The sequence below is a fragment of the Nocardia sp. 852002-51101_SCH5132738 genome (genome assembly GCF_001665695.1).
In the GTDB taxonomy this organism is placed as follows: Bacteria; Actinomycetota; Actinomycetes; order Mycobacteriales; family Mycobacteriaceae; genus Nocardia; species Nocardia nova.
Genome location: NZ_LZML01000042.1, coordinates 1 through 22108, shown reverse-complemented (window position 1 = coordinate 22108; position 22108 = coordinate 1). Strand labels below are relative to the sequence as shown.

The 22108-nt window shown below is 67.5% G+C and carries 18 protein-coding genes; 2 read left to right on the top strand and 16 right to left on the bottom strand.

Annotated features, from left to right (window positions below):
* Positions 1 to 286: 286 nt before the first annotated feature.
* The 11 genes from A5789_RS36345 to A5789_RS06605 all read right to left on the bottom strand — a co-directional run bounded on the left by A5789_RS36345 (position 287) and on the right by A5789_RS06605 (position 16163).
* Complete coding sequence (locus tag A5789_RS36345; protein ID WP_155525665.1) at positions 287 to 1255, bottom strand: hypothetical protein; 969 nt, start codon at positions 1253 to 1255, stop codon at positions 287 to 289.
* A 71-nt stretch (positions 1256 to 1326) separates the two neighbouring features.
* A complete protein-coding gene (locus A5789_RS36340) occupies positions 1327 to 3627 on the bottom strand; it encodes a hypothetical protein (protein WP_155525664.1) in 2301 nt (766 codons plus the stop codon).
* Positions 3628 to 3634: 7 nt separating this feature from the next.
* A complete protein-coding gene (locus tag A5789_RS06645; protein WP_064906761.1) occupies positions 3635 to 3955 on the bottom strand; it encodes a helix-turn-helix transcriptional regulator in 321 nt (106 codons plus the stop codon).
* A complete protein-coding gene (locus tag A5789_RS06640; RefSeq protein WP_231956636.1) occupies positions 3952 to 5070 on the bottom strand; it encodes a tyrosine-type recombinase/integrase in 1119 nt (372 codons plus the stop codon). Before A5789_RS06640 ends, A5789_RS06645 begins: the two co-directional genes overlap by 4 nt.
* A gap of 149 nt (positions 5071 to 5219) precedes the next feature.
* Positions 5220 to 6227 (bottom strand): C40 family peptidase, encoded by a 1008-nt coding sequence (locus A5789_RS06635; protein ID WP_064906766.1) that lies wholly within the window; start codon positions 6225 to 6227, stop codon positions 5220 to 5222.
* Entirely contained in the window at positions 6227 to 7249 is a 1023-nt protein-coding gene (locus A5789_RS06630) for a replication-relaxation family protein (protein ID WP_082940503.1), read from the bottom strand. Before A5789_RS06630 ends, A5789_RS06635 begins: the two co-directional genes overlap by 1 nt.
* 72 nt (positions 7250 to 7321) lie before the next feature.
* A complete protein-coding gene (locus A5789_RS06625) occupies positions 7322 to 9877 on the bottom strand; it encodes a type IV secretory system conjugative DNA transfer family protein (RefSeq protein WP_064906758.1) in 2556 nt (851 codons plus the stop codon).
* Positions 9877 to 12924 carry a PrgI family protein gene (locus A5789_RS35330; RefSeq protein WP_082940502.1) on the bottom strand — a complete coding sequence of 1016 codons (3048 nt, stop codon included), beginning with the start codon at positions 12922 to 12924 and terminating at the stop codon, positions 9877 to 9879. The genes A5789_RS06625 and A5789_RS35330 overlap by 1 nt, the downstream gene beginning before the upstream one ends.
* Positions 12921 to 14861 (bottom strand): hypothetical protein, encoded by a 1941-nt coding sequence (locus A5789_RS06615; RefSeq protein WP_155525662.1) that lies wholly within the window; start codon positions 14859 to 14861, stop codon positions 12921 to 12923. Before A5789_RS06615 ends, A5789_RS35330 begins: the two co-directional genes overlap by 4 nt.
* A gap of 1 nt (position 14862) precedes the next feature.
* Positions 14863 to 15186: a pilin gene (locus A5789_RS06610; protein ID WP_064906757.1), complete on the bottom strand. Its 324-nt coding sequence runs from the start codon at positions 15184 to 15186 to the stop codon at positions 14863 to 14865.
* A 71-nt stretch (positions 15187 to 15257) separates the two neighbouring features.
* Positions 15258 to 16163, bottom strand: coding sequence for a hypothetical protein (locus A5789_RS06605; protein ID WP_064906756.1), 906 nt, complete (start codon positions 16161 to 16163; stop codon positions 15258 to 15260).
* A 450-nt stretch (positions 16164 to 16613) separates the two neighbouring features.
* On the opposite strand from A5789_RS06605, the gene A5789_RS06600 reads away from it, so the two are divergent.
* Together A5789_RS06600 and A5789_RS06595 are read left to right on the top strand one after the other, a co-directional pair.
* Entirely contained in the window at positions 16614 to 17204 is a 591-nt protein-coding gene (locus A5789_RS06600; RefSeq protein WP_155525661.1) for a hypothetical protein, read from the top strand.
* 69 nt (positions 17205 to 17273) lie between these two features.
* Positions 17274 to 18218 (top strand): TRM11 family methyltransferase, encoded by a 945-nt coding sequence (locus A5789_RS06595; protein WP_064906754.1) that lies wholly within the window; start codon positions 17274 to 17276, stop codon positions 18216 to 18218.
* Positions 18219 to 18409: 191 nt separating this feature from the next.
* Here the strand turns inward: A5789_RS06595 and A5789_RS06590 are convergent, their stop codons facing one another.
* The 5 genes from A5789_RS06590 to A5789_RS06570 form a co-directional block, all read right to left on the bottom strand.
* On the bottom strand, positions 18410 to 18652 hold the full coding sequence (locus tag A5789_RS06590) for a hypothetical protein (RefSeq protein ID WP_064906753.1): 243 nt from the start codon (positions 18650 to 18652) through the stop codon (positions 18410 to 18412).
* Between the two features lie 332 nt (positions 18653 to 18984).
* Positions 18985 to 20124 (bottom strand): hypothetical protein, encoded by a 1140-nt coding sequence (locus A5789_RS06585; RefSeq protein ID WP_064906752.1) that lies wholly within the window; start codon positions 20122 to 20124, stop codon positions 18985 to 18987.
* Entirely contained in the window at positions 20124 to 20630 is a 507-nt protein-coding gene (locus A5789_RS06580; RefSeq protein WP_064906751.1) for a DUF4365 domain-containing protein, read from the bottom strand. Before A5789_RS06580 ends, A5789_RS06585 begins: the two co-directional genes overlap by 1 nt.
* A gap of 182 nt (positions 20631 to 20812) precedes the next feature.
* A complete protein-coding gene (locus A5789_RS06575) occupies positions 20813 to 21310 on the bottom strand; it encodes a hypothetical protein (protein ID WP_155525660.1) in 498 nt (165 codons plus the stop codon).
* Between the two features lie 18 nt (positions 21311 to 21328).
* Entirely contained in the window at positions 21329 to 21787 is a 459-nt protein-coding gene (locus A5789_RS06570) for a hypothetical protein (protein WP_064906749.1), read from the bottom strand.
* Between the last annotated feature and the right edge of the window lie 321 nt (positions 21788 to 22108).

Sequence of the window (22108 nt, the reverse complement as noted above, 5' to 3'; positions counted from 1 at the left end):
CGCATTCGAAGGCCGGATCAACCCGACCGGAAACTAACCCCTACCGGGGTCAGATCCACCGGTAATCCGACACTCCCAACCGTGTCGTATTCGGGGGAGGACCGGTTGGCGGTTGACCTTGTCGGCCCGTAAGGCGGCGTCCGTCCGGTCGCCTCGGGTGACCCGACCAACTCGCCCGGTGAAACGAGGGAGTCGGTGCGAGTCGTCGGGCCGAAATGGACTGAGGTGCTCCGGCTGAAGGTCGGAAGCGCGTGAACGCAGGTCTAGTGGCCCCCTGCCGGTTGCGTCATTGGTGCTGGTCCCGTGACTTTTCATCGGGAGGGGCATCCAACTCGTCCATCGTCCTCTTGGCTGGGTTCAGCGTTCCGTTGACGTAGCCGATAAACCGTTCGAGCCTGTCACGTGACCACTCTTCATATGTGTGATCTGATTGCCAGCCGCAGGAGAGGCAGACTTCCCACTCTTCCGACCCGAAATGACCGTTCCGTTCGATGAGGCCCGAGCCATCTTCTCTGAGCTGGCGAGAATCGCATGCTGGGCATTGGCTGAGGGACTCGACTTCACTATGTCGTATTCGCAGCAGTGTGAATGTGTTCAGTAGGTGAGCTGTAGCATCAAGCACCATTTGTGCGTCCCATTCGGTTGCGCCGGAGTAGTGTTGAAGCCAGTTCGTAAGGTCCCACGTCTTCTCGGCCAGTGCCCGGATGTAGGCGCGGGGGCGATCGGTCGTAAGGCTGTCGGAATATATGCGCATCCACTCTTTAACGTTGGCGGCTTGCGGTTTATCTTCTGGTTGACGTACCCATTCGGCGTTTGCGTTGTCCTTGACGAGCGTTATAAGCGCATCACGGCAACGAAGACCGACAGCCTGGTAGTCCTCGGCTTCGACAGCCTCATTCATGGCTTCTTGTGCGCGTGCAAATCGGCGCCATGGCCTGCTGACGTATTCCACTTGGTCTTCGTCGGGCTGGATTTTGAACTGTTCGTGCAGGACGGATCGGAGTCCGATGTGATAGGTCAGAGCTTGGTCCAGACTTTTGAAGTCCGTTTGGTCATAGAGGTTGGTCGGGTTGGTAATAACCCAGAATCGCTCTTCGCTTGACAGGTGAACGTCGTAGCTTTCGTAGATTTCGCCTGTAATCCTCTTTCTGCCCACCTTCTGGACGAGGATGACCTCGTCAGATTTCTCGGGGGAAAGTTGAGACGTTGCGTAGTCTCGGATTTCTCGTTCTTCAAACTTGTCCATGGTCGCCATATCGTGTGCTCCTCGGTTTACTGTTTCAGGCAGGATGAAGCGCGGTTTGGGTGCGGTGTTGATGTTCTGGGCTATCGCCGGTCGGCCCGGCTGCCGAGGTCGGTGGGAGTTGGTATTCGTGCGGCGAGGTATGTGCTCCAGTCGTTTTGGGCGTAGGTGGCCCAGGTGAGCGCGGTGTCGATGTGGAGGTCGAGTAGTTGGGCCAGGACGGCGGCGGGTATTTCGCTGGCGAGTTGGGCGAGGGCGGCGCTGCGTGCGCGTCGGAGGTGGATGTGGAGGTGGTCCCGTAGTCCGCGGTAGAGGCTGTCGTGTGCGGCTTGTCCGGGGAAGCCGCCGGGGAACAGCCATTTGGGGTCGTCGGGGTGGTCGCGGTTGATTGCGGCAATGCTGGTGGGATGGTCGCGTTGGGTGAGTAGAAGGGTGGCGACGCCGGGTGGGATCCGAAGTTGGTGGTTGCCGTAGTGCAGCCAGACGCGCTTGTGGGCGTCGGTGTGGATGTCGTTGTGTTGCAGGACAGAGACTTTGCTGAGCGGGAGTCCGTAGAGCAGTACGAGCGCGCCGGCGGCGCGGACGGTATTGGGGAGGGTCTCCTCATGCAGGCAGCGGCGGAGTTGTTGCCAGCGTTCGTCTTCGGTGATCGGTGGAAGCGTGGTGCGGTGGTGCCGTTTCGGGATGGCGACTGCGCCGACAAGGTGTCGTTGCCGGGCCCAGCGGAGGAATTCCCTTGCGGGATAGGTCGAGTCGGGATTTCGGGACAGGAGCCAGTGATCGATGTGATGTTGCCGGATGTCGCTGAGGTCGAGGTGTCGGTCGTCGATCCACTGCAGCAGCCGTAGCGAGGCGAGTATCCGGCTGCGGGCCCAGCGGCTCGAGCCGCGGGTGAATGGTTGCCGCGCGGAGCGGTGACGAGCGCGTCGCAGCACTGTCCAGGTGGCATAGGTGCGCAGGATGTGGGCGCGGGTGTCGGGCTGGCCGTTGAGTAGCTGTTCGAGCCAGGGCACCAGCCGTTCGAGATATTCGACGCGTTCGGGGAGCACGCGGGTGTGGACGAGGGCTCGGCGTAGATGGTGCAGTGTCAGATCCTGTGGGAGCTGGTCGAGTTGGTGGTGGGTGATCGGGGCGCCGGTGGCGTGGAGGTGTTCGAGCAGGCGGGTGGCGGGTCGGCCTGGCGATAGCCATTGCAGGATCGCCGCAGGCGAGTCGGTGTTGGTGAGAGCGGTGGTGAACGGCAGCAGGTCGGCGGAGATCGTGCCGTCGGGGCCGGCGAGGAGTTCACGAACCCGGTCGCTGACCTGGCAGCGCAGGCAGAGCCCGACGGTGTGGAAGAAGCCGGAGTTGCCGCAGCGCTGGCAGGTGTAGTCGCGGTCGGGTTGCCCGGCGCAGGGACCACAGACCGGCTCACTCGCGGGGTTGGTGCCGATCAACGGCCGGGCGGTGCCGCAGTCGGTGCAGGGTGCGGGGTGGTGGCGGATCCACTTGTAGCAGGCTGCGCAGACATCGCCGAGGGGCCAGTGGGTGAGGATCGCGGTGACCTGTCGGCAATTGGCGCAGCGGCGGCGGGGCCGGGGCCAGCAGCCCGCGCAGGTCGGCTCGTCGTGGCGGGCCGAGCACCGTTTGGTCGGACGCTCTCGCCCGCATTTGGTGCAGACGGCGGTGCGTCCTCGGTAGCAACCTCTGCAGAGCGCAGGCTGGTTTTCGGTGCGGCGGGTTTTCAGCGGCCCGATGCGTCCGCAGGCATCGCAGCGCTGGTCCGGTGGTCGATAGCAGCTGTCGCAGACCGGTCCGTCGGGAGTGCGGTGTTCGGGCGGGCGGAGCTGTTCGCAGCGGCAGCAGCGTTCGGTTGGACGATAGGTGCGGTAGCAGCGCGGGCAGATCGGAGTGCCGTCGGCGGTGCGAGCGTTGATCCGTTTGGCTTGCCCGCAGATCCCGCAGGCCCGATGGGTGCGGGGATCACGGACTCGGCATGCCTGGCATAGCGGCGCTCCCTGCGCGTCGCGGGTGGAGACCGGGCGATTGCGCCCGCAGCGTCCGCATGGTTCGGCGGTCTCCCAGCTAACGCAGGATGCGCAGATGCGGCCTTCTGCAATGGTTTTGGGTAGGCGCTTGGCTGGTTTCCGGCACCGGCTGCAGCGTGGCAGCACGGCCCCGGCGTCGGCGAGCACGACGATGAATGTGCAGACCACTGGCGCGACGTTGGAGTCACCCGAGGTCAATGCATCGGGGTGCTGTTCCAGGTGGTTACGCAGAGTAGCGAGGGCCTGGGGGCTTTTCGCGGCGACGGTCACTGCTTTGCGTGCTGCGGTGGCGCTGAGCGTGGGGAACGCGCCACGCGCGTAGGCGGTGAGCCAGTCGGTCGGATCCGGTGCGGGCATTGTGGGCTCATAGTCCGTCGGGGCGGCGGATCGTGGTGCGTCGTGGGGTGGGCGCGGTGCCGGTGCTGTTGGCGGTTTTGCGGACCTGGGTGGGTTCGGCGGTGATCTCGATCAGATCGTTCGGGGTGGTGTCGAGGATGTCGCACAATGCGGCGAGAGTGTCCATCGACAGCCGTTGCGGTGGCTGGGTGACCAGCCGGTAGACCTGCTCGCGGGAGAGCTGGATGCCGCGTTCGGCCAGCAACGGCACCAGATCCGAGGTTTGGAACAGGCCGCGTTCGGCCATCCTGGTGCGCAGGTGCCATCGGTAGCCCATGGTTCGAGTCATGTTGTCTCCGTCCATAATTCGGGGTGCTGGAGCAAGGATTGCTCCAACAGGCGGTTGCGGAACTCGTCGGACACCGAGGTGTAGATCGCGGTCGTGGACCCCCAGGCGTGCCCGACCTGTTGCTGGACCATCAACGCCGGATATCCAAACTCCAGCAGATGCGTGACGTAGGAGTGGCGCAACGCGTGAACGTCGGCCTCGGGCGGGAGCCCCGCCGCAGCACGCAGGTCGCAGAACGCATCGTTGACCGATCGCACCGAGACCCGGCCGCGCCGCTCGGTCATCCACAACGCCGGATGTGCGCCTGGGGTGAACATCGGCCGGATCTGTTCACACCACTCGGTGAGCACATCCACGATCCAGTCCATCTCCGGCACCGTCAGCACCGTGCGCCGTTTCGGCGCGCTGCCACGAGAAGCCTTGCCATACCGGACCTGTACCGACCCGAACAGCCCGTACTGTGCGGCGCGTGGATTGCGGCGGAAGTCTGCGACATCCAGCCGCGCCGCCTCCCGTCGGCGAAGGCCGAAGGCGTAGATCGTCTTCAGCATCGCGGCATCACGCCACGCCGCCAGCGCGCCCTTGCGGCCCCTGCTGCGAATGGACTCCACACGCGCATCAGCGGCATCGAACAACGCCTGCACCTCGTCATAGGTCAACGCCCGCCGACCCGGGCGGCCCTCGTAGTCGACCACGTGCGTCACGGTGTTCCACTCGTGCGCGATCTGCACCGGTGCTTGCCCGAACCTGTTGTCGCACTCGGTCATCCACCCATAACGCGAGTCGGTCACGAATTCGCAGAACATTCGGAGGGCCCCGTGGTAGGAACGGATCGTCGATGGCGCGGCCGGACGCTCCCGCGACACCAGCTCGGTCGTGAACGCTTCCAGCTCGCCCGGAATCCACTGCCATGGATACTGATTGGTGAACTCGGCGAACCGCCGAACCAAACGCAACCGCGGCCCGATGGTGTCGTCGCTGAGGAACCGGCTCTTCTGCTGACGTTGCCAGCCGTCCAGCATCGCCTCGAACACCGCGGACTCCGGATCCAGATATCGCACACCAGAACCCAGCACCAAGTGCACCGCACCCGGCAGATCGACTTGTCGCACCACCGCAACCCCCGGTTGTATCGGATACAACATCGTTGCGACAAGTACCGTAACCCCAGGTCCGCGACACGCCAGCACGCCACTTCGCGACTCGCCAAAACCATTCCGACATGCGAAGATTGGGTAGTCGCAGAATGCGTCCAATGTTGCATTCATTGCGATAAATCCCGTTTAAATGTGCGAGTCGCGGAGAGAAAGTCATCTCCTGGGTATCGATAATTCTCTATTTTTACTCGCTGCCCCAAGTCTGGAGCGTCGACCATTTGATTGTTTCCCAAATAGAGGCCGACGTGGTGGATCCCGTCGTTCTCGTTCGCGTAGAACAGGAGGTCGCCGGGGCGGATCTCCTCGACCGAGATTCGGGTCGTGACGTGGTATTGCTCGGCGGCGGTGCGCGGCAGCGCGATTCCGGCGGCGGCGTAGGCGGCTTTGGTGAGACCGGAGCAGTCCCAGCCGCCCGAGGCTTGCGGCCCGTTGCCTCCCCACACATACGGCTGCCCCAACTGAGCACAGGCGAAGGCGAGCACCGTGGCCGCGGTCGCGTCGGTACCGGCGAGGTGCTCGCAATCGCGGGTGCCGGGTTCCTGGGGCGCTGGGGTGGTGGCGCGGTAGCGGTCGGCTCGAGCGAGGACTTGATCGACGTACCAGTCGGCGTGGTTATAGGCGAAGATCGCCGCGCGCACATCACCGTGATCGGCGCCGGAGTCACACAGGTAGAAGGCGGCGGCGTGTATGGCGTCGGAGGCGTTGTAGCGCGAGGGCGGACTCGCCCCGCCCGCGGGCAAGTGGTGCCGTGCGGTGACCGAGTCGAACGTGGAGGCCAAAAATTGCATGGGCCCGGCGGCCCCCGCGCTGTTTTCACCGTCGGAGACTCCGGGCAGGCGACTGCGGCCGTGATCGGTCTCGACCTTGCCGATGCCGGCCAGGACCGTCCAGTCCAGTCCCGGACAGTCCGAGGCGGCCTCGCGGTAGAGGGCGAGCTTGTCGGGTGGGATGTCGGCGACCGCGTCCGGACTCGGCGCGGACTCCCCGCCGGTGGACCCCGGCGTGCTGATGCTCGCGTGCGGGTAGGCAGAGTCGACCGCGACAACGGTGACGGTGAACGCGCCGATCGTCACCACGGTCAGCAGCGCGGCGGCCCCGGCCGCTGCCCCGAACATCACCACCCCTCCCGCTGCGGTGGGCGCGGCGACGGCGCGGCGAGCACGACTCGCTGATCGACCGCCGTTTCCTCGCTGTGGCTGGCCGCGACGAGGCGTAGGCAGGGCCAGGCGGTGGCGAGGGCTGTGACGGTGATCCGAGTCTGTGGCCGGGCTGGTGCGGGGTGCAGCGGCAGCCACACGGGCCCAGCCGGGCCCATGCCGGGCAGGTGGTCGGCGGCAGCGGTGGCGATCGGGACGGTGTCGGGTTGTTCGAGTCCGGTGGCGGTGGCCGCGAGGGCGGTGCGGGCGGTGGCTTCGCGGTGGCGCGTCGGCAGCCAGACCAGCAGCGGGGTGGTGATGCCGGTGGCGGCGGCGAGGTTGGCGTAGCCGCCGAGTTTCTTGGTCACCTGGGTGAGAGATTCGGTGCCGCAGTCGTATTCGAGGAAGAACTCGATTCCGCCCGGCCCGCCGCCGGTGGGGGTGAGACGGCCGTAGCCGTCGGGGCGGGCCAGGTCTCCCCACAACCGCGCGCAACGGGTGGGCGACCACCAGGCGGTGAGCGTGGCGGGAAGGTTCGCGTCGGTGGCGAGGGTGGTGAACCAGTCGGCGACGCCGATGTCGTGATCGAGGCGCAGGCTGTAGGCCATGGCGAGGGCGCGGTCATGGCGCCAGCGCAGCTCGCGCGGGTCCAGCCCGTGTTCTCCGGCCAGTACCGCGGCCCCGGCCGGGCCGAGGATCCAATGCCAGGGCGCGGTGCCCACGAGGCGGCGAGGCCGGAACCGGTCGATCACCCCGGCCTCGTACAACTTCAGCAGGCGGCGGGTCGCGCGGCGGGTCGCGTCGAAGGCGAGGGCGCTGATCTGGGTGGTGGTCAGGACGCGATGCTCGTACAGCATCCCCAGCAGCCACCGATCGCGCGCGGTGAGGATGCCGGCCAGACTCGCCTGCCCCGCCAGCACCGGCGCCGCCGACCGCGAAGGTTCGCCGAGCGAGGTAGCAGGAGAGGCTGTGGCGGGGCGGGAACGGTGAGCGTGGGACATCGGACCTCCAATCGACACGGCCAACCGGCCGGATTAGGCCGGGGAGCTGGAGAGTGTTGTGCTGCTGGTGGTTCAGCGACGACGCGGATCGGGCCGGGCCACACGAGGCGCGGGGGTCTTCAGGCGAGGCGCGAGACTCGCCGCCGACGAGGGCTGCGGGGCGGGTGTGGTGTGGGCGCGGGTGGCGGCACGGACCCGCCGGGCCCGTCCGGGGATAGGCGGCGGCAGAGGTTCGGTGGCGAGGGTGCAGGGGGCGGTGTTCTGCCCGTTGACGACGAGGCGGGCGGCGGCGTGGTAGGCGTCGAGGTGGGCCAGATCGTGGTCGGTCAGCTGCGGCAGGGTGTGGCGCGCGAGGTCGCGGGAGTCCTCCGGTGATACGGCGAAGTAGAGCTTGTTGCGGGCGTTGGTCGAGATCGCCTCCCGGAGTGTGGGAGTGAGCTGTCCGAGGTTCTGATGCGCCAGCACCATCGACAGCTTCAGGGCGCGGGCCTCGGCGAGCATGTCTTCCACAGGTGTGGATGAATGTAAGAAATTGTGGAATTCGTCGAGGTAGAGGGCAGCGTCCCGGCGCTCGGTGGCGGGGGTGGCGGCGCGCGCGGTGGCGGCTTGCCAGGTGCGTGCGACCAGCAGCGCGCCGAGCAGGCGGGTGGTGTCCTCCCCGAGCCGGCCCTTGGGCAGCCGCGCCAGCACCAGGCCACCGTGATCGAGGGCGGTGGACAGGTCAACGGTGGCGGGACCGCCCGCGAGAGCGGTCTTGACGAACGGACGCAACAACAACTGGCGGAGTTTGTTGAGCAGCGGCGCGGTGAGCTGGGCGCGCCCTGACTCACCGAGCGCGTCGAAGGCACGCCAGAAACGTTGCACTTCAGGCTTTTCCACTGAAGCGACGAGCCTGGCTCGGTAGGTGTCGTCGGCGAGGATGCGTTCGACGTCGGCGAGGGTGGCCGGACGCGGCTGGGTACACACGGTGTAGAGGCTGTTGCGGAACACATCGTCGGTGCGCGGGCCCCAGAACTGGTGATAGATACGCGCGAACACGGTCCCGATGTTGTCCACGACCAGATCGAGGTCCCCGCCGAACGTGGTCAGATCCAGCGGATTGATACACGGCGGCGCGCTGGCGGAATCGGCGTCGAACAACACCACCCGGCCACCGGCGTCTTCGGGCAAGCGGGTCAAGACGTCGGTGACGAGATCGCCCTTCGGGTCGATCAGGACCAGTCCACGCTCGGCGTCGGCGTCGGCGAGGATCATCCGGCCGAGCAGCGTCGATTTTCCCGTCCCAGTGGGGCCGAGGACATGAACATGGTGGCGGGCGTCGGGCACCCGCATCGCGACATCGCGGCCAGCGACGGCGTCGGCGCGGCCGAGGGGTTTGGTGCCGGGCCCACCGGAGGCGATGACTTCGCTGGGCGCCAGCGCGCGGGCTCCGGCGCGGTGGATCTCGGCGATCCCCGCGTCGAGGGGCAGGTGCGCGATCACCGCCAGCTCGGGACACGACAGCCGATCACCACGCCGCAGCCGCCGCCACGACAGTGCCTCACGCAGGCGCGAACTGGGTCTGCGGCGACGGTAGTGGTTGTGCCCGGAGACCCCCGACAGAAACGACGACACCGCGTGAGCCCGGCCCCGCGCCCTCGCCGCCACTTGTGACCGAGTGCCGTGGTCGGCATCGACCGCGACGGGCGCGGTAACGGCGTAGCGGACGAGCGTGGCCCACTGGGTGGCCAGTGCCTTGTCGGCGGCGGCGTGATCCTGGGCCGACTGCTCCAGGCTCACCTGCCGATCCCGATACCCACCCCGCACGCTGCCACGAGCCACGGACGCACGGGTGGGACGCGCCGGACCCGGCGTGACCAGCCCGCAGAACTCGCGGACGAACTCCAGCAGGAACCCGGCGAAACCCGTTGACGCGCCGCTGTTTCCGGCGCGGCGGCCCGGGCGGGCGGTGACCGGCCGGGCCAGGACTTGCACGCAGGCGGTGGTGCCGGACTCCATCGCTGCGGCGGCGTTGATCAGCGCGGCGGCGGTGTCACCAGGAGCGTTGGTGCGAATTGGCCAGCGGGCGTCGCGGCCGAGGCGCAGCTCGCCCCCGGCGACCATGCTGCGGTGTCCGGCTGGGGCCAGCGGCAGGGGCGCGGTGGCGGGCTGGGTGTGGGTGCGGGCACCGCGCCAGGCGACGGTGACCGCGTTCTCGACCAGGTGCGGCGGGACACAGGACGGCACCCAGAGCCGGATGACCGCGCCCTCGTCGGGAGCGATGCGATATTCGAACCCGAGCAGATGCTGCCCGGACCACAATCGCTGCCACCGGGTGCGTGCGAGCGCGCCGTGCAGGTGCTCCCAGAACATTTGGGCGCTGTCGGGCTGCACCTGTGGTGGCACCATGATCTCGACCTGCCGCGCCCCGTCGGCCCATCCACGCTCGCGGCGGCGGCGCACCCATCCGGTCAGGGCCACGACGGCAGCGACGGCCGCGACGACAGCGACAGCGGCCGGGATCGCGTGATGTTCGGCGAGGGCGATCAGGTGGGTGAGGTGCGGCCCAGGATCGGTAAGCAGCCCGCCGATCCGCCCACCGGGGGCATCGGCGCTGGAGCTGGACTGGCTGGGCAGGTTGGTGTGCATCACGGGGCCTCCTGGGCTTGTGCCTCGTCCAGGCCGAGGTCGTGTCCGGGGTCGGCGCCGGCGTCCTCGTCACCGGCGGCATAAAACGTCTCGGGCCCGAGGTCGATCTCGCTGCCGGCGGCGCCGAGGGCGAAATCGTCGTACGCGGTCTCCTCGGTCTCGTAGAGGTCGTATTCGGGCGAGGTGGTGGCGAGCTGGTGCTCGGCGAGGGAGGCGACCGAGGCAAAGACGGTGCGCTGGTGTGCCCCGGTCGCAAGGAGTCCTTGGCCGCGGTCGGCGGCCAGCAGGAACCGTCGCTCGCCGTCGGAGAGCGCGAAGGCGTCTCCGACCTGATCGATGGCTTGCGGGGCCTGGCGCAACAACACCTGGGTGGCCGCGTTGGCGACGATCGCCTTGCCGAGGTCGGTGGCCAGCACATCAGCGGCGTCCTGGGTCGCCACGGTCAACCCGACGAAGTATTTGCGCGCCGATTTCGCCAGCCGAGCCAGGAACTGCGCTCCGGCGGGCTGGCGCATCAGCAGCCACGCCTCATCGACCATCACCGCGCGGGGCCGCCGCAGGCCCGGGTCGCTGACCCGTCGCCAGGTCGCGTCCAACGCCAGCAGGGTGCCGATGGTGCGCAATTCCTCGGGCAGATCCCGCAGCGAGTACACCGTCAACGCCCCCGAGGGGTCATGCGTGCTCGCCCCATCGAGAAGCCCCGCGAACGCGCCCCCGGCGACATAGGGCGCCAGCCCGGCGGCCAGGTCGACCGCGACAGAGTTTCCGATGGCGGCGAGGTGGTCGCGCAGCATGCTCAGCGTCGGTGCGGGCAGCACCCAGCTGGCGGGGTCATCGTCGGTGATTCCGGCGGTGGTGTAGGTAGCGGTGACAGCGGTGTCGAGCGCTGCGCGCTGTGCGGGGGTTTGCTCGCCGAGCAGGACCGCGATCACGGTGTGCAAGTACAACTTTCGCCTGTTCAGCGCATCAGCGGGCGCGGTGCGGCGACCGGTCGAGCCGTAGTGGATGTCGAGGTCGAACGGGTTGAGGCAGACGCCGGGGGCGCCGAGGCGGATGTGGGTGCCGCCGAGCGCCCAGCACAGGGCCGCGTATTCGTCTTCGGGGTCGATGACGACGGTTTCGATCCCCCGATACAGCGACCGCAGGATCGAGGTCTTCGCCAAATACGACTTGCCGGCCCCGGACCGGCCGAGGATGACCTCGTTGTGGTTGTGCATCGCCGGGGCGAAGCGGTCGTGGAACAACAACCCGGCCGCGCCGTCGCGCCCATAGAGCACTCCGGCCGGGGTGACCGAGACCGGGTCGGCGGGCGGCAATTGCGCGGACGCGAACGGCACAGCGGCAGCGAGCGCGTGCGAGTCGAAGGTGCGGTGCAAACGCAGCGGGTCCAAGCCCAGCGGCAGGGTGGCGGTCCACCCCTCGGCGGCGCGGTAGCTGGTCGGGCACGTATCGATCAGCAGGCTCGCCGCCAGGGTCCGTAACGCGCTCACCTGTGCGGCGAGTTCGTCCTCGCTGTTGGCGTGGACGGTCAAATACAGTCCGGCGCGGAACAGGCGTGACTCTCCGCGGGCGAGCTGTGCGGACAAGGCGGCGGCGTCTTCGGCGGCGACGTCGACGGCCGGATCGCCGACCCGGTTGTGCATTGTCGCGGAGGCCAGGCTGGATTCCAGGCGCGCGAGCTGGCGACGCAACCGTACGGCGGCCAGGCGAGGATCGATCGGCTCGATATGCAGGGCGATGTCGACCCGGCCTCCGAACGCGGCCAGCGGGGCCAGCCATCCCGGAGTGACTTCGCGCGGGTAGCCGGTGACCGCGATCGTGGCGACGAAGTCCGACCCGACCTGAAGGTGGCGAGCGCCGATGGTCAATGATTCCGGCGCGAACTCCGCACCCGCACCCCGGCGGCCGGTGCGGCGGCGACCGAGACGGCGTCGGGCCCCGCGGTGCGCATCCGCCTCGGCCTCGTCCTCGGTGACAGTCGTATCGAGACGCACGCCGGCGTACCCGCTGCCTTCGGTGGTGATGATGTCGGTCGAGCCGGCTGCCTCGGCCGCGCCGAACGGCACGAGGTTCGCAGGATTGGTGCAGCTGGTCACGACGGCGGTCGCGGCGTCCTCGCCGAGGGCCCGCACGCCGATGCCCAAGGGGGCGAGTATGTCGGTGGCGTCGGTCACGCGTGCGGCGAGCCGGGTTTCGGCGGCGTGGCGGGCGTGGACGGAGATCCGGCGTTCGCGGCGGCCCCGCGCGGTGAGCCCGCCCAGCACCGAGGCGGCCAGCCGGGTGGCGGGGTCGAGGGGCTCACGCCAGATCAGCAGGACTTGCCGTTGCGCGGCGGTGTCGTCATCGGCGAGGTCGGCCAGATGCTGGGCGTGGTCGCGGGCGTAGTCGGCCAGCTCCGGCGACATTTCCCGGGCGGCGAGGTGCAGGTCACTGATGGTGCCGGTGACGTCCTGGCGCACCGACCGCAAGAGAATTTGGACGCCGTGCCCAGTCAGGCTCTGCAGGTAGTTCGCCAGTGCCGCGACCAGACCGGCCTGCTCGGCGGGTGTGCGCAGCGCGAGGTTGATGGTGGTCGCGGCGGCGATCACCGCGATCCCGTCCCCACCCAGATCAACCACACCCAGCCCGCCACTGCCCGGCGTGATCGACCTCGGCAGCGCGGCAGTGTCGGCGGTGATCGGGCGCGCGGCCGGTGGGCGTGGCCCGTGCGCGTTCTCGGTCAGCCAGCGCGGTGCGGTCCCACCGTGTCCGTCGCCGAGGTGGGCGGCGATCAGATGATGGTCGCGCCCGAGGTGACGCAATGCGGCCAGCAGCAGCTGGTCGCCGGACAGGCCGTCGCGGGTGGTGAGCACGATCGCGGTCGCCACGGCGGCGATCGGGGCAGCGAGGGCGGCGAACACGGTGATCGGCACGAGAGCGCGGGTGGCGGCCCACATCAGCAGCAGCATCAGCCCGGTGACGGCGAGCTGGCCCAGCTGGCGGGCAGTGAAGGGGCCGACGATCCGGTCGGGCCGCTCCACGTCGGAGGGGATACGGTAGGAGTTCATCGAGTACCTCCGGTGTCGGGCCGCCGTCGACGACGCACAGGCAGATCGGGCAAAGGCAGATGCAGCTGCCGCCCAGCTGGGCGCGGTGCGGGTGGCGCGATCCACGCCGAAGCAGGCGGCGGGGTCGGACGGCGGACCCGCGTGACGTCGAGGGGCAGCACGTACTGGCCGTGCGCCGTGGCCTTCGGGCGCGCGTACGGGTCAGCGGGCCGCGCCGCAGACGAGGCGGCGGGTTGCGCGGCCGGGAACCGCAACGCGAGCTGGCGTCCTTTCGGAGTCCGCTTCGACCCCGTCGGAGTCGATGCCGCCGTGCCCGCTGTTCCCGTCGGAGTCGTGCCGCCGCGCGTGGCACTCAAGCCCGGAGGGCGGCGGCCACCGGGCGGCTTCGTGACCGGGCTGGCGTAGAACAGGGCGTACTGTCCGTCCGGGCGCGGCGCTTCCCGTGGCAGCGGGAGGCTGGACGTGGTCAGGTCCAGCTTCAGCTGGCGACCCATGTCTGGCGACGGAGGGGCGGGCACGTCACGACCGGCGGCCGGGGTTGCGGGTTTCGGTTTCGGGGTGCTGCGTTTGATTCCCGGCAACGGCAGCAGCATCTGCCCGTCGGCGGCGGTCTGCACCTTCGAATAGGGATCAGCGAGCTTCCCGGCTGCCTTCGTCCGGGCGGCGGGCCGGGGTGGTGTCGAGGGTTTCGATGCGCCGCGCAGCATGCCGAAGGTTTTGTAGGCGAGGTAGCTGCGGACCATGCCGCCGACCAGGGAGCGGCCGGACCCGATCCGCATGGCCGAGAGCATCCAGAACGGGACCTTGGCCAGGATGCCGACGAGCGCGATCGAGACGATCAGGTTGATCAGCCCGCCATTGGAACCGCCGTTCAATTTCCAGCCATCGGGAGACAGGAACACACGGGTGGCGGTGATCAGCGCCAGGCTCTGGATGACCTGGATCGCGAGGCACGCGGCGACCGAGCGCCACCACCAGCGGGCGATCGGCTCGGTGATCGGCAGGGCGTGACACATCAACGCCAGCGGTGCTGCCACGACCAGCACGATCGTGACCACGACCCGGATCACGTACCCGAGCAGCAACGCCACCAGCCCCACCACCAGCACGAGCCCGAGCAGCAACCCGAAGATGCCGAGGGTGCCGACCATTTCCGGGGAGGTCACCAGCTGCCGCAGTGCCTGCCCGGCGGAGTCGGGATCGACACCGTCTCCGGCGACCGCCGCCGAGAAGGCGTTCGCGGCGCGGACGGCGAGGGTCAGCAGCGGAAAGCTCAGCGCGGCGGCGATCATGCCGAGGATCAGGCCGGGAGCGATCTCGCGCGCGGACCAGCGTGACTGCAGCGTCTGATACGACATCACCAGCACTCCGGCGGCCATGATCAGCAGCCCGTACACGGTGAGAGTGATCTGCCACGACGAACTCCACAACTGCCCGACCCGGGGCAGGCTCGCCGGGGCCGGTGTCGCCAGCAGCGTGGTCGACAACAGCTCCAGCAGCGGGTTCAGCGCCGAGGACACCAGATTGCGGAAGAACCCGTCCATCGCCTCGACCACGCAGCCACTGATGTGGTCGATCCCGCAATCCGGTTCCGGCGCAGCAGGGCGCTGCTCGCCGCGTCGGCTGTCTGGTGGTTGCTGCGGTACACACCCGTCCGGATCCGTGCACATTCCCGCCGGAACCGGTGCCGTCGACGGGGGCGGCGAGGTGTGGGGACTCGTCGGTCCCGGCATCACCGAGGCAGCCGGTGGGCTCGGGACGGGGACGGAGGGGCTGGTGGTCACCGGCGACGAAGGTGATGGTTCGGGCGGGGCCGCCCACACCGGACCGGCAGCGATACCGATCACGATGCTGATGCTCAGCGCCAGCAGGCTGGCGCGTCGCAGCCATCGCGGTGGGCCGTTGCGCGAGGGGTGCGTGGGGAGGTCGATGGTCATGTCAGCCACCCACCAGCGACTTGAGAACGTTCACCACGACCGGGGCGAGGATGGCCAAGGCGTAGCCGATCATCGCCGAGCGCACGGCGGACTTGGCGCGCTCGACCTCGCCGGCGTCACCGCCCGAGAGCACGTAGCGCACTCCGCCGACCGTGAGATAGGTAGTGGCGATCGTCGCCAGAATCGCCACCAGCCAATTGCGGAGGCGGTCGCACACCTCGTTGAGCGACCCAGCCACCGCCAACACGACCGGCGTAGCCCCGGCCGGGGCCGCCGCTACGCACACCACGATGGTCACGGCACCGGCCGCGAGGGCAACGGTCACCGCCAGACGACGAGAGCTGCGGGGCTGCCGCCATGTCGTGCTCGGTCGTGCGGTGATGGGAGGTGGAATGATCATGCGCATCGGCGTTGCTCCTCGTGCGATGGGTGCGCCGCGGTAGGGGCGGACTTCGGCAGTGGGAGGACTCGCGCCGCCGACCCGGTTTTGGACATTCGGACAGGAGCCGGTCGCCGCGTGGCGGTGTGGGTGAGGGTGTCGAGGGCGGCGGTCTCGACCTGAGTGGAGACCTGGGTGTCGGCGATGCGCTCGCGCAGCCACGCCGCGAGCCGGTGCTCGGCACGGCGGCGGCGTTTGGCCAGCCCGTCGTAATTGATTCCGGCCTCGGCGGCGATGGTCTTGAGTTGCCGCGGATGCAGGCGGGTGTCGATGATCAATCCCGCGTCGGCGGCACTGAGCACTTCTTCCTCGACGGCCAGGGCCAGCAACAGCTCCGGGTGCCCCTGCGGCGAACTCACCGCCCTTCCGTCGCGGGAGTGACCGCTATCGGGAAACCAGTCGATCGGGGTCGGCGCGGCCATACGTTCACGCACCGGCGGGCACGCGCGGTGGAAGGTGGCCCACCGCAACCGGTAGGCCACATTCGGGCGCGCCACATCCAGCCCGGACAGTGCGTCCAGGAACGCGACAAGCACCATTGCCTCGGTGTCGGCGCGGTAAGCCCAATGCCCGCACAGCTTGGCGGTGATCGCGCTCAGCATCGGCAACGCGGCACCCGCACACACCAGCACCGCCGTCTCGTCGCGGGTGCGGGCCGCCTCGACCAATTGCGCCCACACCGCGTCGACCTCCTCGGCGGGGACCTGTGCGTTCAATAGCCGGGCGGTGAGGCGATTCGCGTTCAACCGGTCCCAGCCCGCTGGCATGCCCGGCACCCGGTAATCGGCGAGCCCGGCGAATCGTTGGCGGATCAGCGTCAGCGGCGTCGCTTCCCGGTAGTCGGGGATTCGTGAATTCGGCATCGTGGTGCTCCCGTCTCGGCGAAAAAGAAATCGACGAGGCAAGGAAATAAGGCGATATCCACACGCCAATGACAGAAATACGTCACCGCAAATTCACGCCAACCTCGAGGCAGATTCACCACCGAATACACGCACGCGCGAACCTCAGCGAGACATCGGTGCCTCCCACGCTGGCGACTATCCGTGAAATAGGGCCCTACCTGCGGTGTGGCGTTCGTGTGGCGCTGCTGTTGCACTGCCGCACCGGAGCCACACCGACCGACAGTGCAGCGGTTCGTAAAGCCGGAGAATATTTGTCACCCCGATTATCAGAGCGTCCTTTTCCGACGGTGATTCATGTTGCGGGGGGCGAGTGCGCAAAAGAATTCGCATCGATGGATGTCCAAAAGCCTGTCGTGGGCAGGAGTCCCTTCGCAGACCCACCCGCCGACCGGAAACGAGGTATCTCCCATGAGCGCACGCACACCCGCTGCCCGGCCCCGACGAGGAGCCGCGCCCGGATCGATCCCCTCGACGCTGTGGGCCTGTGGGCCCGCCCCGATCGAGGTAGCCGACTCCTGGCCCCCGCGCGTGCTCACCCGCGCGCTGCTCGAATACAGCTCGCCGGGCGACCGCGTCCTGCTCATGCCCGCCACCCCCGATGCCGAGCACGCGGTCACCGATCTGGACCGTGTTCCGGCCTGGGGGCTCGACGGCGGTCAGGTCGCCGACACCGACCTGATCGTCGCCACCACCCTGGCTCCGAACACAGCAGGGCTGAGTCCGTGGGCGGTTGCCGAGGAGGCCGGCTCCCGGCTGCGGGCCGGAGGACTTCTCGTGGTCGTAGCCCAGTGTCACCGCGACCCCGACGGCGCCTTCCACGACCCGTCCGGTGACGTGGTCACCGCAGCCCAGAACACCGACCTGCTGTATCTGCAACACCTCGTCGCCGTCGGCATTCGCGCCACCGAGGTCGCCACGCCGGGCACTCCCGACGACGCGGCTCGGGTCCACATCGATGTCCTGGTGTTCCTGCAACCCCACGACCTCACCATCGCGTGAGAGCCCACACCGCCCCGCCCGCGCCCGACGCCTCCGGCGCACCGTCCCTCGTGTCGAAAGGTTGATCACATGTCTTCGGAAACCACGTCCCCCGAGAGCCCGACGACCCGGCCGGTGCCGGTGTCGGTGTGGGCGACCGCACAGACCAGCCCCGCCGCCCAACGCGGGTCTCGCTACACCCGCGAGTCCTCGGCGCACCCGGCGAAAATGCTGCCGCACATCGCCGCCGAGGCCATCGGCCGCTACAGCAGCCCCGGCGATCTCGTGATGGATCCGATGTGCGGGATCGGCACCACCCTGGTCGAGGCCGTCCATGCCGGCCGCCGCGCGGTCGGCGTCGAGTACGAGGACCGCTGGGCCGCTATCGCCCGCGACAACCTCACCCTCGCGGCGAAGGCCGGCCACGACCATCAGGCGCTCGTATACACCGGCGACGCCCGCAAACTCGCCACCGTCCTACCCGCCGGGTTGCGCGGCACCGTCGACCTGATCCTCACCTCACCCCCGTACGGCGACAGCACCCACGGACACGTGCACGTGCGTGCCGGGGAAGGAGTCCACAAACGCAATCACCGCTACGGCAACACCCTCGACCGCGGCAACCTCGCCAACGTCGGCGTGCCCCGCCTGCTGACCGGATTCACCCGCATCCTCACCGCCGCCACCGCCTACCTCAAACCCGGCGGACACGTGATCGTCACCGCCCGCCCCTGGCGACAACACGCCGAACTGGTCGACCTGCCCTCCCTGCTGACCCGCTGCGCCGCCACCGCCGGACTCGTGCCCGTCGACCGCGCAGTCGCCCTGCTAGGCAGACTCACCAGCAACGACATCGTGGCGCACTCGTCGTTCTTCCAACGCGACTTCGTCTTGAAGAATCGCGACGCGGGCCTTCCGCTGGCCCTCATCGCCCACGAAGACGTTTTGGTCTTTCGCGCAGCCGCGAACAGCTCAAGCTCATTGAAACTGAGACGTTCTCAGCGTGAAGGGCATTCAGGAGACCTGGCAGCCTAGCGACAGAAGACGGGCCGGGGCCGGTGTGAACACATCGGCCCCGGCCCCCTCCGCGTCCTGGGAGGGCAGCGGCGCGCCAGGCCGGGCCCGAAGACCCTGTCGCCGACCGGCTTCGATCGAGCCACGCCTGTCGGACGGTCGGCGACCCCGCGTTCGGGCCCACCGACCGTCTTCGCGGCCTACCTCAACGACTACTCGTACTCGTCGTCGTAGTCGTCTTCATTGCGGGCGGCGGCAGCTTCGGCGCGTTCGTCGAACCCTGACTGCGCGGTGTCGGAACCGGGATCGCGTTCGGCTGCCGCGCTGATACGGTCGGCGGACTCGCGGTCCATCGGACTGGACTTGGACATGAGAATCTCCAATCTGGGCATGAGGGTGCGCAGCAACGCCGCGAGGAGCGCGGAGTGCGCGCCCTCGAACGGATTGATCGTCAACGCCCGCGTACGGCACAGCCGTACGTCGGTCCCAGCACCGCGAAGCGGCGTCGGGTCTCATGCCCAGTTGGCCTGACTGGCGGTACCGCTCCTTACGGGCATAGCCCTGTCTGTTCACACTTGAGCGGCCGACGTAGAGGCTACCGGCCACGCCGCCCGCCACCACTGAGCGCGACGTCTGGTCGGTGTGTCGCGCCGCCGAGACGCCGCAGCCCCGGCACTCCTCGGACACGCTATGGCCCAAGGGCATTCGAGGCCGGTGCTACCTCAGTCGAATCTGCGTTTCAGCCAAAGCAACGAATTACAGCACTCGCCTGACCACGTCCGCGCGGTCATTCTGTAGGCAATGCGATAGGCCCGAATCCCTCCGGATTCCGTACGACCAGGCCGCTGCTCCCACGATCTACCACCCCCTGTAGCTGGACTGTCTCACCGGTGTTCATCCACTCTGTGACCGTCTTCAGCGGGGTCCTAGAGAACGCGGTGACATTGCAAGGGTGGCCGCCTCGAACCGTCTTGATCGTCGCGTAGACGATCGGATCGCCTGGGAACTTGCTCACAGTGACGATCGGGCCAGTCATGACGTTGAATTCCCGGCGCTTCGATCGTTTCAGAAGCCGGACCGTTTCAGTCAGCTTCTCCTTAGCCGCCGCGGGGACGCTGACTGACTTGGCTATGCGAGCCGGGGTCGGCTGCGAGGAGGCCCACTCGAAACGTGTTTCAAATTCCGCTACTGCATCTTCGGCGAGGACGCGGCCGGTCGCTGACACGAACTCCCGTGTAACCCCGGCGGAGACAAGCCCTACCACCTCGTCCGCTTTCGGCAGATGTTCTGGCGTGACGACGTGATCGTGGACGGCTTGCATCGCTTGGGCGAAGGTTCGAGTCATACGACGCTCCACCGACTCCACTGTCTCGACCGACCGGCGCTCCAACCCTTCCAGCGGTGGTTGCTCGTCATCATCCACTGGTTCGGGGTCGCTCAGTTTCACGTAGACGGGAATGACATACGAGCCACGCTCGGTATGGCCCATCCTCACGGTGTCGCTGATGTCGTCACCGAATTTCGAATACCCACCACTGATCTCAGAGCGAAGCCGTACGGCAGCGGTGGCCGAGCTTCGATACATCAGCCGTGCGGATTCCACCATTACTGCACCCGCGGTCAGGGGGATCGTATCGGCGATCACGATGTCCTTGGCGGCGCGCAGCATGGTGACATCTGTGTCCCACCACCGCAGTTTGCGCTCGACTTCATCTGCCGGCGTCCCATGTGCTGCCGCGAGGCGCTGGACCACGCCGCTGAACGCGACGCTATCGCTGGCGAGGTCTCGGACAAGGGCGATCTTCCGAGGATCTTCACCGGGGGCGGTGCGCCTCCACATCCATCCGGCCGCGCCCTCGGAGACCTCGTTCCAGCCGTGTTGCAGCATCCACGCCTTGGTGTGTGTGAGCAGGTCGTCATTGGACATCAGGATGCTGCCTCCTCTCCGAAGTCGATCGCGAACTCAGAGTGCCACTCGTCGAGCGTGGAGACACCGAATCGGTTGGCGCGGGGGATAACGATTGACTTCTCCGTCGAGGTCCTGTCGAACTTGGCCCAATACGCCTGCGTTCGATGCAGGGTGTCGGCGCCGCACTCGACCCATTCAGCCTTGTCCTTGGGAACCAGGACAAGGACAACGAACGTGGCCCCTTGGTGCTTCTTCCACTTGCCGATCCAGTCCTGCTGGAGTGGAAACCGAATCTGCGACCCTGTCATCCGATATCTGCTGGAGCACTTCAGCTGGACGCGAACATCACCTTCAGCGAACTGAACGGTGGCGTCGACAGCGTGAACATCGGAATCCTGCGGCGTCTCCTTCACAGTGCATCCCGCCTGAGAGCACACCGCATACAAGTAGGACAGGCTGTACCGCGACTTGGCGCCGTTGAGACTCAGCCCATAGTCCGGATGCGGGATCGCCAGCACGGTCATGCCCTGATCTCGTCGACAGCCAGCAAAAAGTTACCGCGGATCAGGTCGTACCGCCATACGCCAAGTGGCGCCTTCCCGCTCTCCCTCTTCGTCACCACCCAATTCTCGCCGAACCCGTAAGTCTTACAGGCGGTTTCCGCACGTAGATCTCCGAGGCCGGTGTCCCGCAACGGCCCATGCGGCTACAGCAGACCTCGACGTCCGGTGAGCAGCACGATGAACAGCGAGACCCCCAGATAACGAGGCCAGTCGATTTCGGCCATGTCCGGATCGGAGGTCAGCAGCAGCACCGAATCGACTTCGCCGGTCTCGGCGTAGCGCACGAGCTGTTCCTGTACCTGCTCCGACGACCACCAGCCCGCGGCCTTGACCTCCACCCCGACGCGGTACAAGTCGTCGTAGTAGAAGCGGAAGTCGATGCGGCTGCCGCGCGCGGCTGAGGACCCCTCAGAGAGTTCGCTTTCGTGCTCGATGGTGACATCGTTGTCGACGCCGGCCTGACACCATGTCTCCCAGATGAGTTCATGGAACTCGTCCTCGTCGCAGTACCGATGCTCGTTGCTGTCGTCCACGAATGGGTCCACCAGCGGCTTTATGTACGTGTTCCAGATCGGCGACGCATGCGCGTCGCCTGGCCTCAAAAAGGCCCGATGCACATAGTGTCGGTCGATGTAGAACACCCGCGACATGATGAACTATCAACCGCCCCTTCGCATCCCGAACCGGTCAATCACGAAGTCTGTGCCAGATCCAGTCTTCAACCGGAAGCGACAATCGGCGAATCGCGAAATGTAATCGTGCGCGCGAGGCCACGGGTCGCATGCGAACTCGGTCCGGGTGCGGTGGTAGTGCCTGGCGCAGAACTCGTCGAGACCCATGAGGATCGGACGCCGTTGATAGTCGGCGTGCGGCTCTGCCGCGCGGGAGGCGAGCAGGAGTTCGGGCTCCGGTGTCCATCCACAGTGATCGAAGGCCCACGTGCCGTCCGAGGCGTACACGTGGCTCGGGTTGTCGGCGCTGCTGGGCCACAGCCCGATCGGGTTCCACCCACGGGTGTGGATCTCCAGGAAGGCGTAGGCGAGGATATGACACGCGCCGGCAGCGAAGAACGCCTGATCATCGCGGTTCCACGACAGCTGTTGGTCGGCTCGCTCCAATGGGGTTCGCCGGAATACCGAGCACGGCACATACACGCCGCGAGCCTATTACGCTGCCACTGCTTCTCGACCTCCCCGGTAGGGCCGACTATCGCTGCGCGCTGACTTCGACAGAGCGCATCGCGAGAAGCGTTGTGGCAAGAGGTTGAGTCCAGCAGGATGGTGTATGGCCGGACGCCAGCAAAGTGCGGGCGTGTCGTAGCCGGATAGGGGGTGGTCACCGCGTGATCCTTCAAAAGACCGGCAAGTCACTTGAAGGAAAGAAAGTTCACGCGATGACCTCTGTCCAGCCTATCGACCCGTCCAAGATGCTGTCGGACC

Bases quoted from the DNA above. Each gene is read 5' to 3' on its own strand.
- A5789_RS36345 (WP_155525665.1), bottom strand. From the start codon at position 1,255: ATGGCGACCATGGACAAGTTTGAAGAACGAGAAATCCGAGACTACGCA.
- A5789_RS36340 (WP_155525664.1), bottom strand. From the start codon at position 3,627: ATGCCCGCACCGGATCCGACCGACTGGCTCACCGCCTACGCGCGTGGC.
- A5789_RS06645 (WP_064906761.1), bottom strand. From the start codon at position 3,955: ATGACTCGAACCATGGGCTACCGATGGCACCTGCGCACCAGGATGGCC.
- A5789_RS06635 (WP_064906766.1), bottom strand. From the start codon at position 6,227: ATGTTCGGGGCAGCGGCCGGGGCCGCCGCGCTGCTGACCGTGGTGACG.
- A5789_RS06630 (WP_082940503.1), bottom strand. From the start codon at position 7,249: ATGTCCCACGCTCACCGTTCCCGCCCCGCCACAGCCTCTCCTGCTACC.
- A5789_RS06625 (WP_064906758.1), bottom strand. From the start codon at position 9,877: ATGCACACCAACCTGCCCAGCCAGTCCAGCTCCAGCGCCGATGCCCCC.
- A5789_RS35330 (WP_082940502.1), bottom strand. From the start codon at position 12,924: ATGAACTCCTACCGTATCCCCTCCGACGTGGAGCGGCCCGACCGGATC.
- A5789_RS06615 (WP_155525662.1), bottom strand. From the start codon at position 14,861: ATGACCATCGACCTCCCCACGCACCCCTCGCGCAACGGCCCACCGCGA.
- A5789_RS06605 (WP_064906756.1), bottom strand. From the start codon at position 16,163: ATGCCGAATTCACGAATCCCCGACTACCGGGAAGCGACGCCGCTGACG.
- A5789_RS06600 (WP_155525661.1), top strand. From the start codon at position 16,614: ATGAGCGCACGCACACCCGCTGCCCGGCCCCGACGAGGAGCCGCGCCC.
- A5789_RS06595 (WP_064906754.1), top strand. From the start codon at position 17,274: ATGTCTTCGGAAACCACGTCCCCCGAGAGCCCGACGACCCGGCCGGTG.
- A5789_RS06585 (WP_064906752.1), bottom strand. From the start codon at position 20,124: ATGTCCAATGACGACCTGCTCACACACACCAAGGCGTGGATGCTGCAA.
- A5789_RS06580 (WP_064906751.1), bottom strand. From the start codon at position 20,630: ATGACCGTGCTGGCGATCCCGCATCCGGACTATGGGCTGAGTCTCAAC.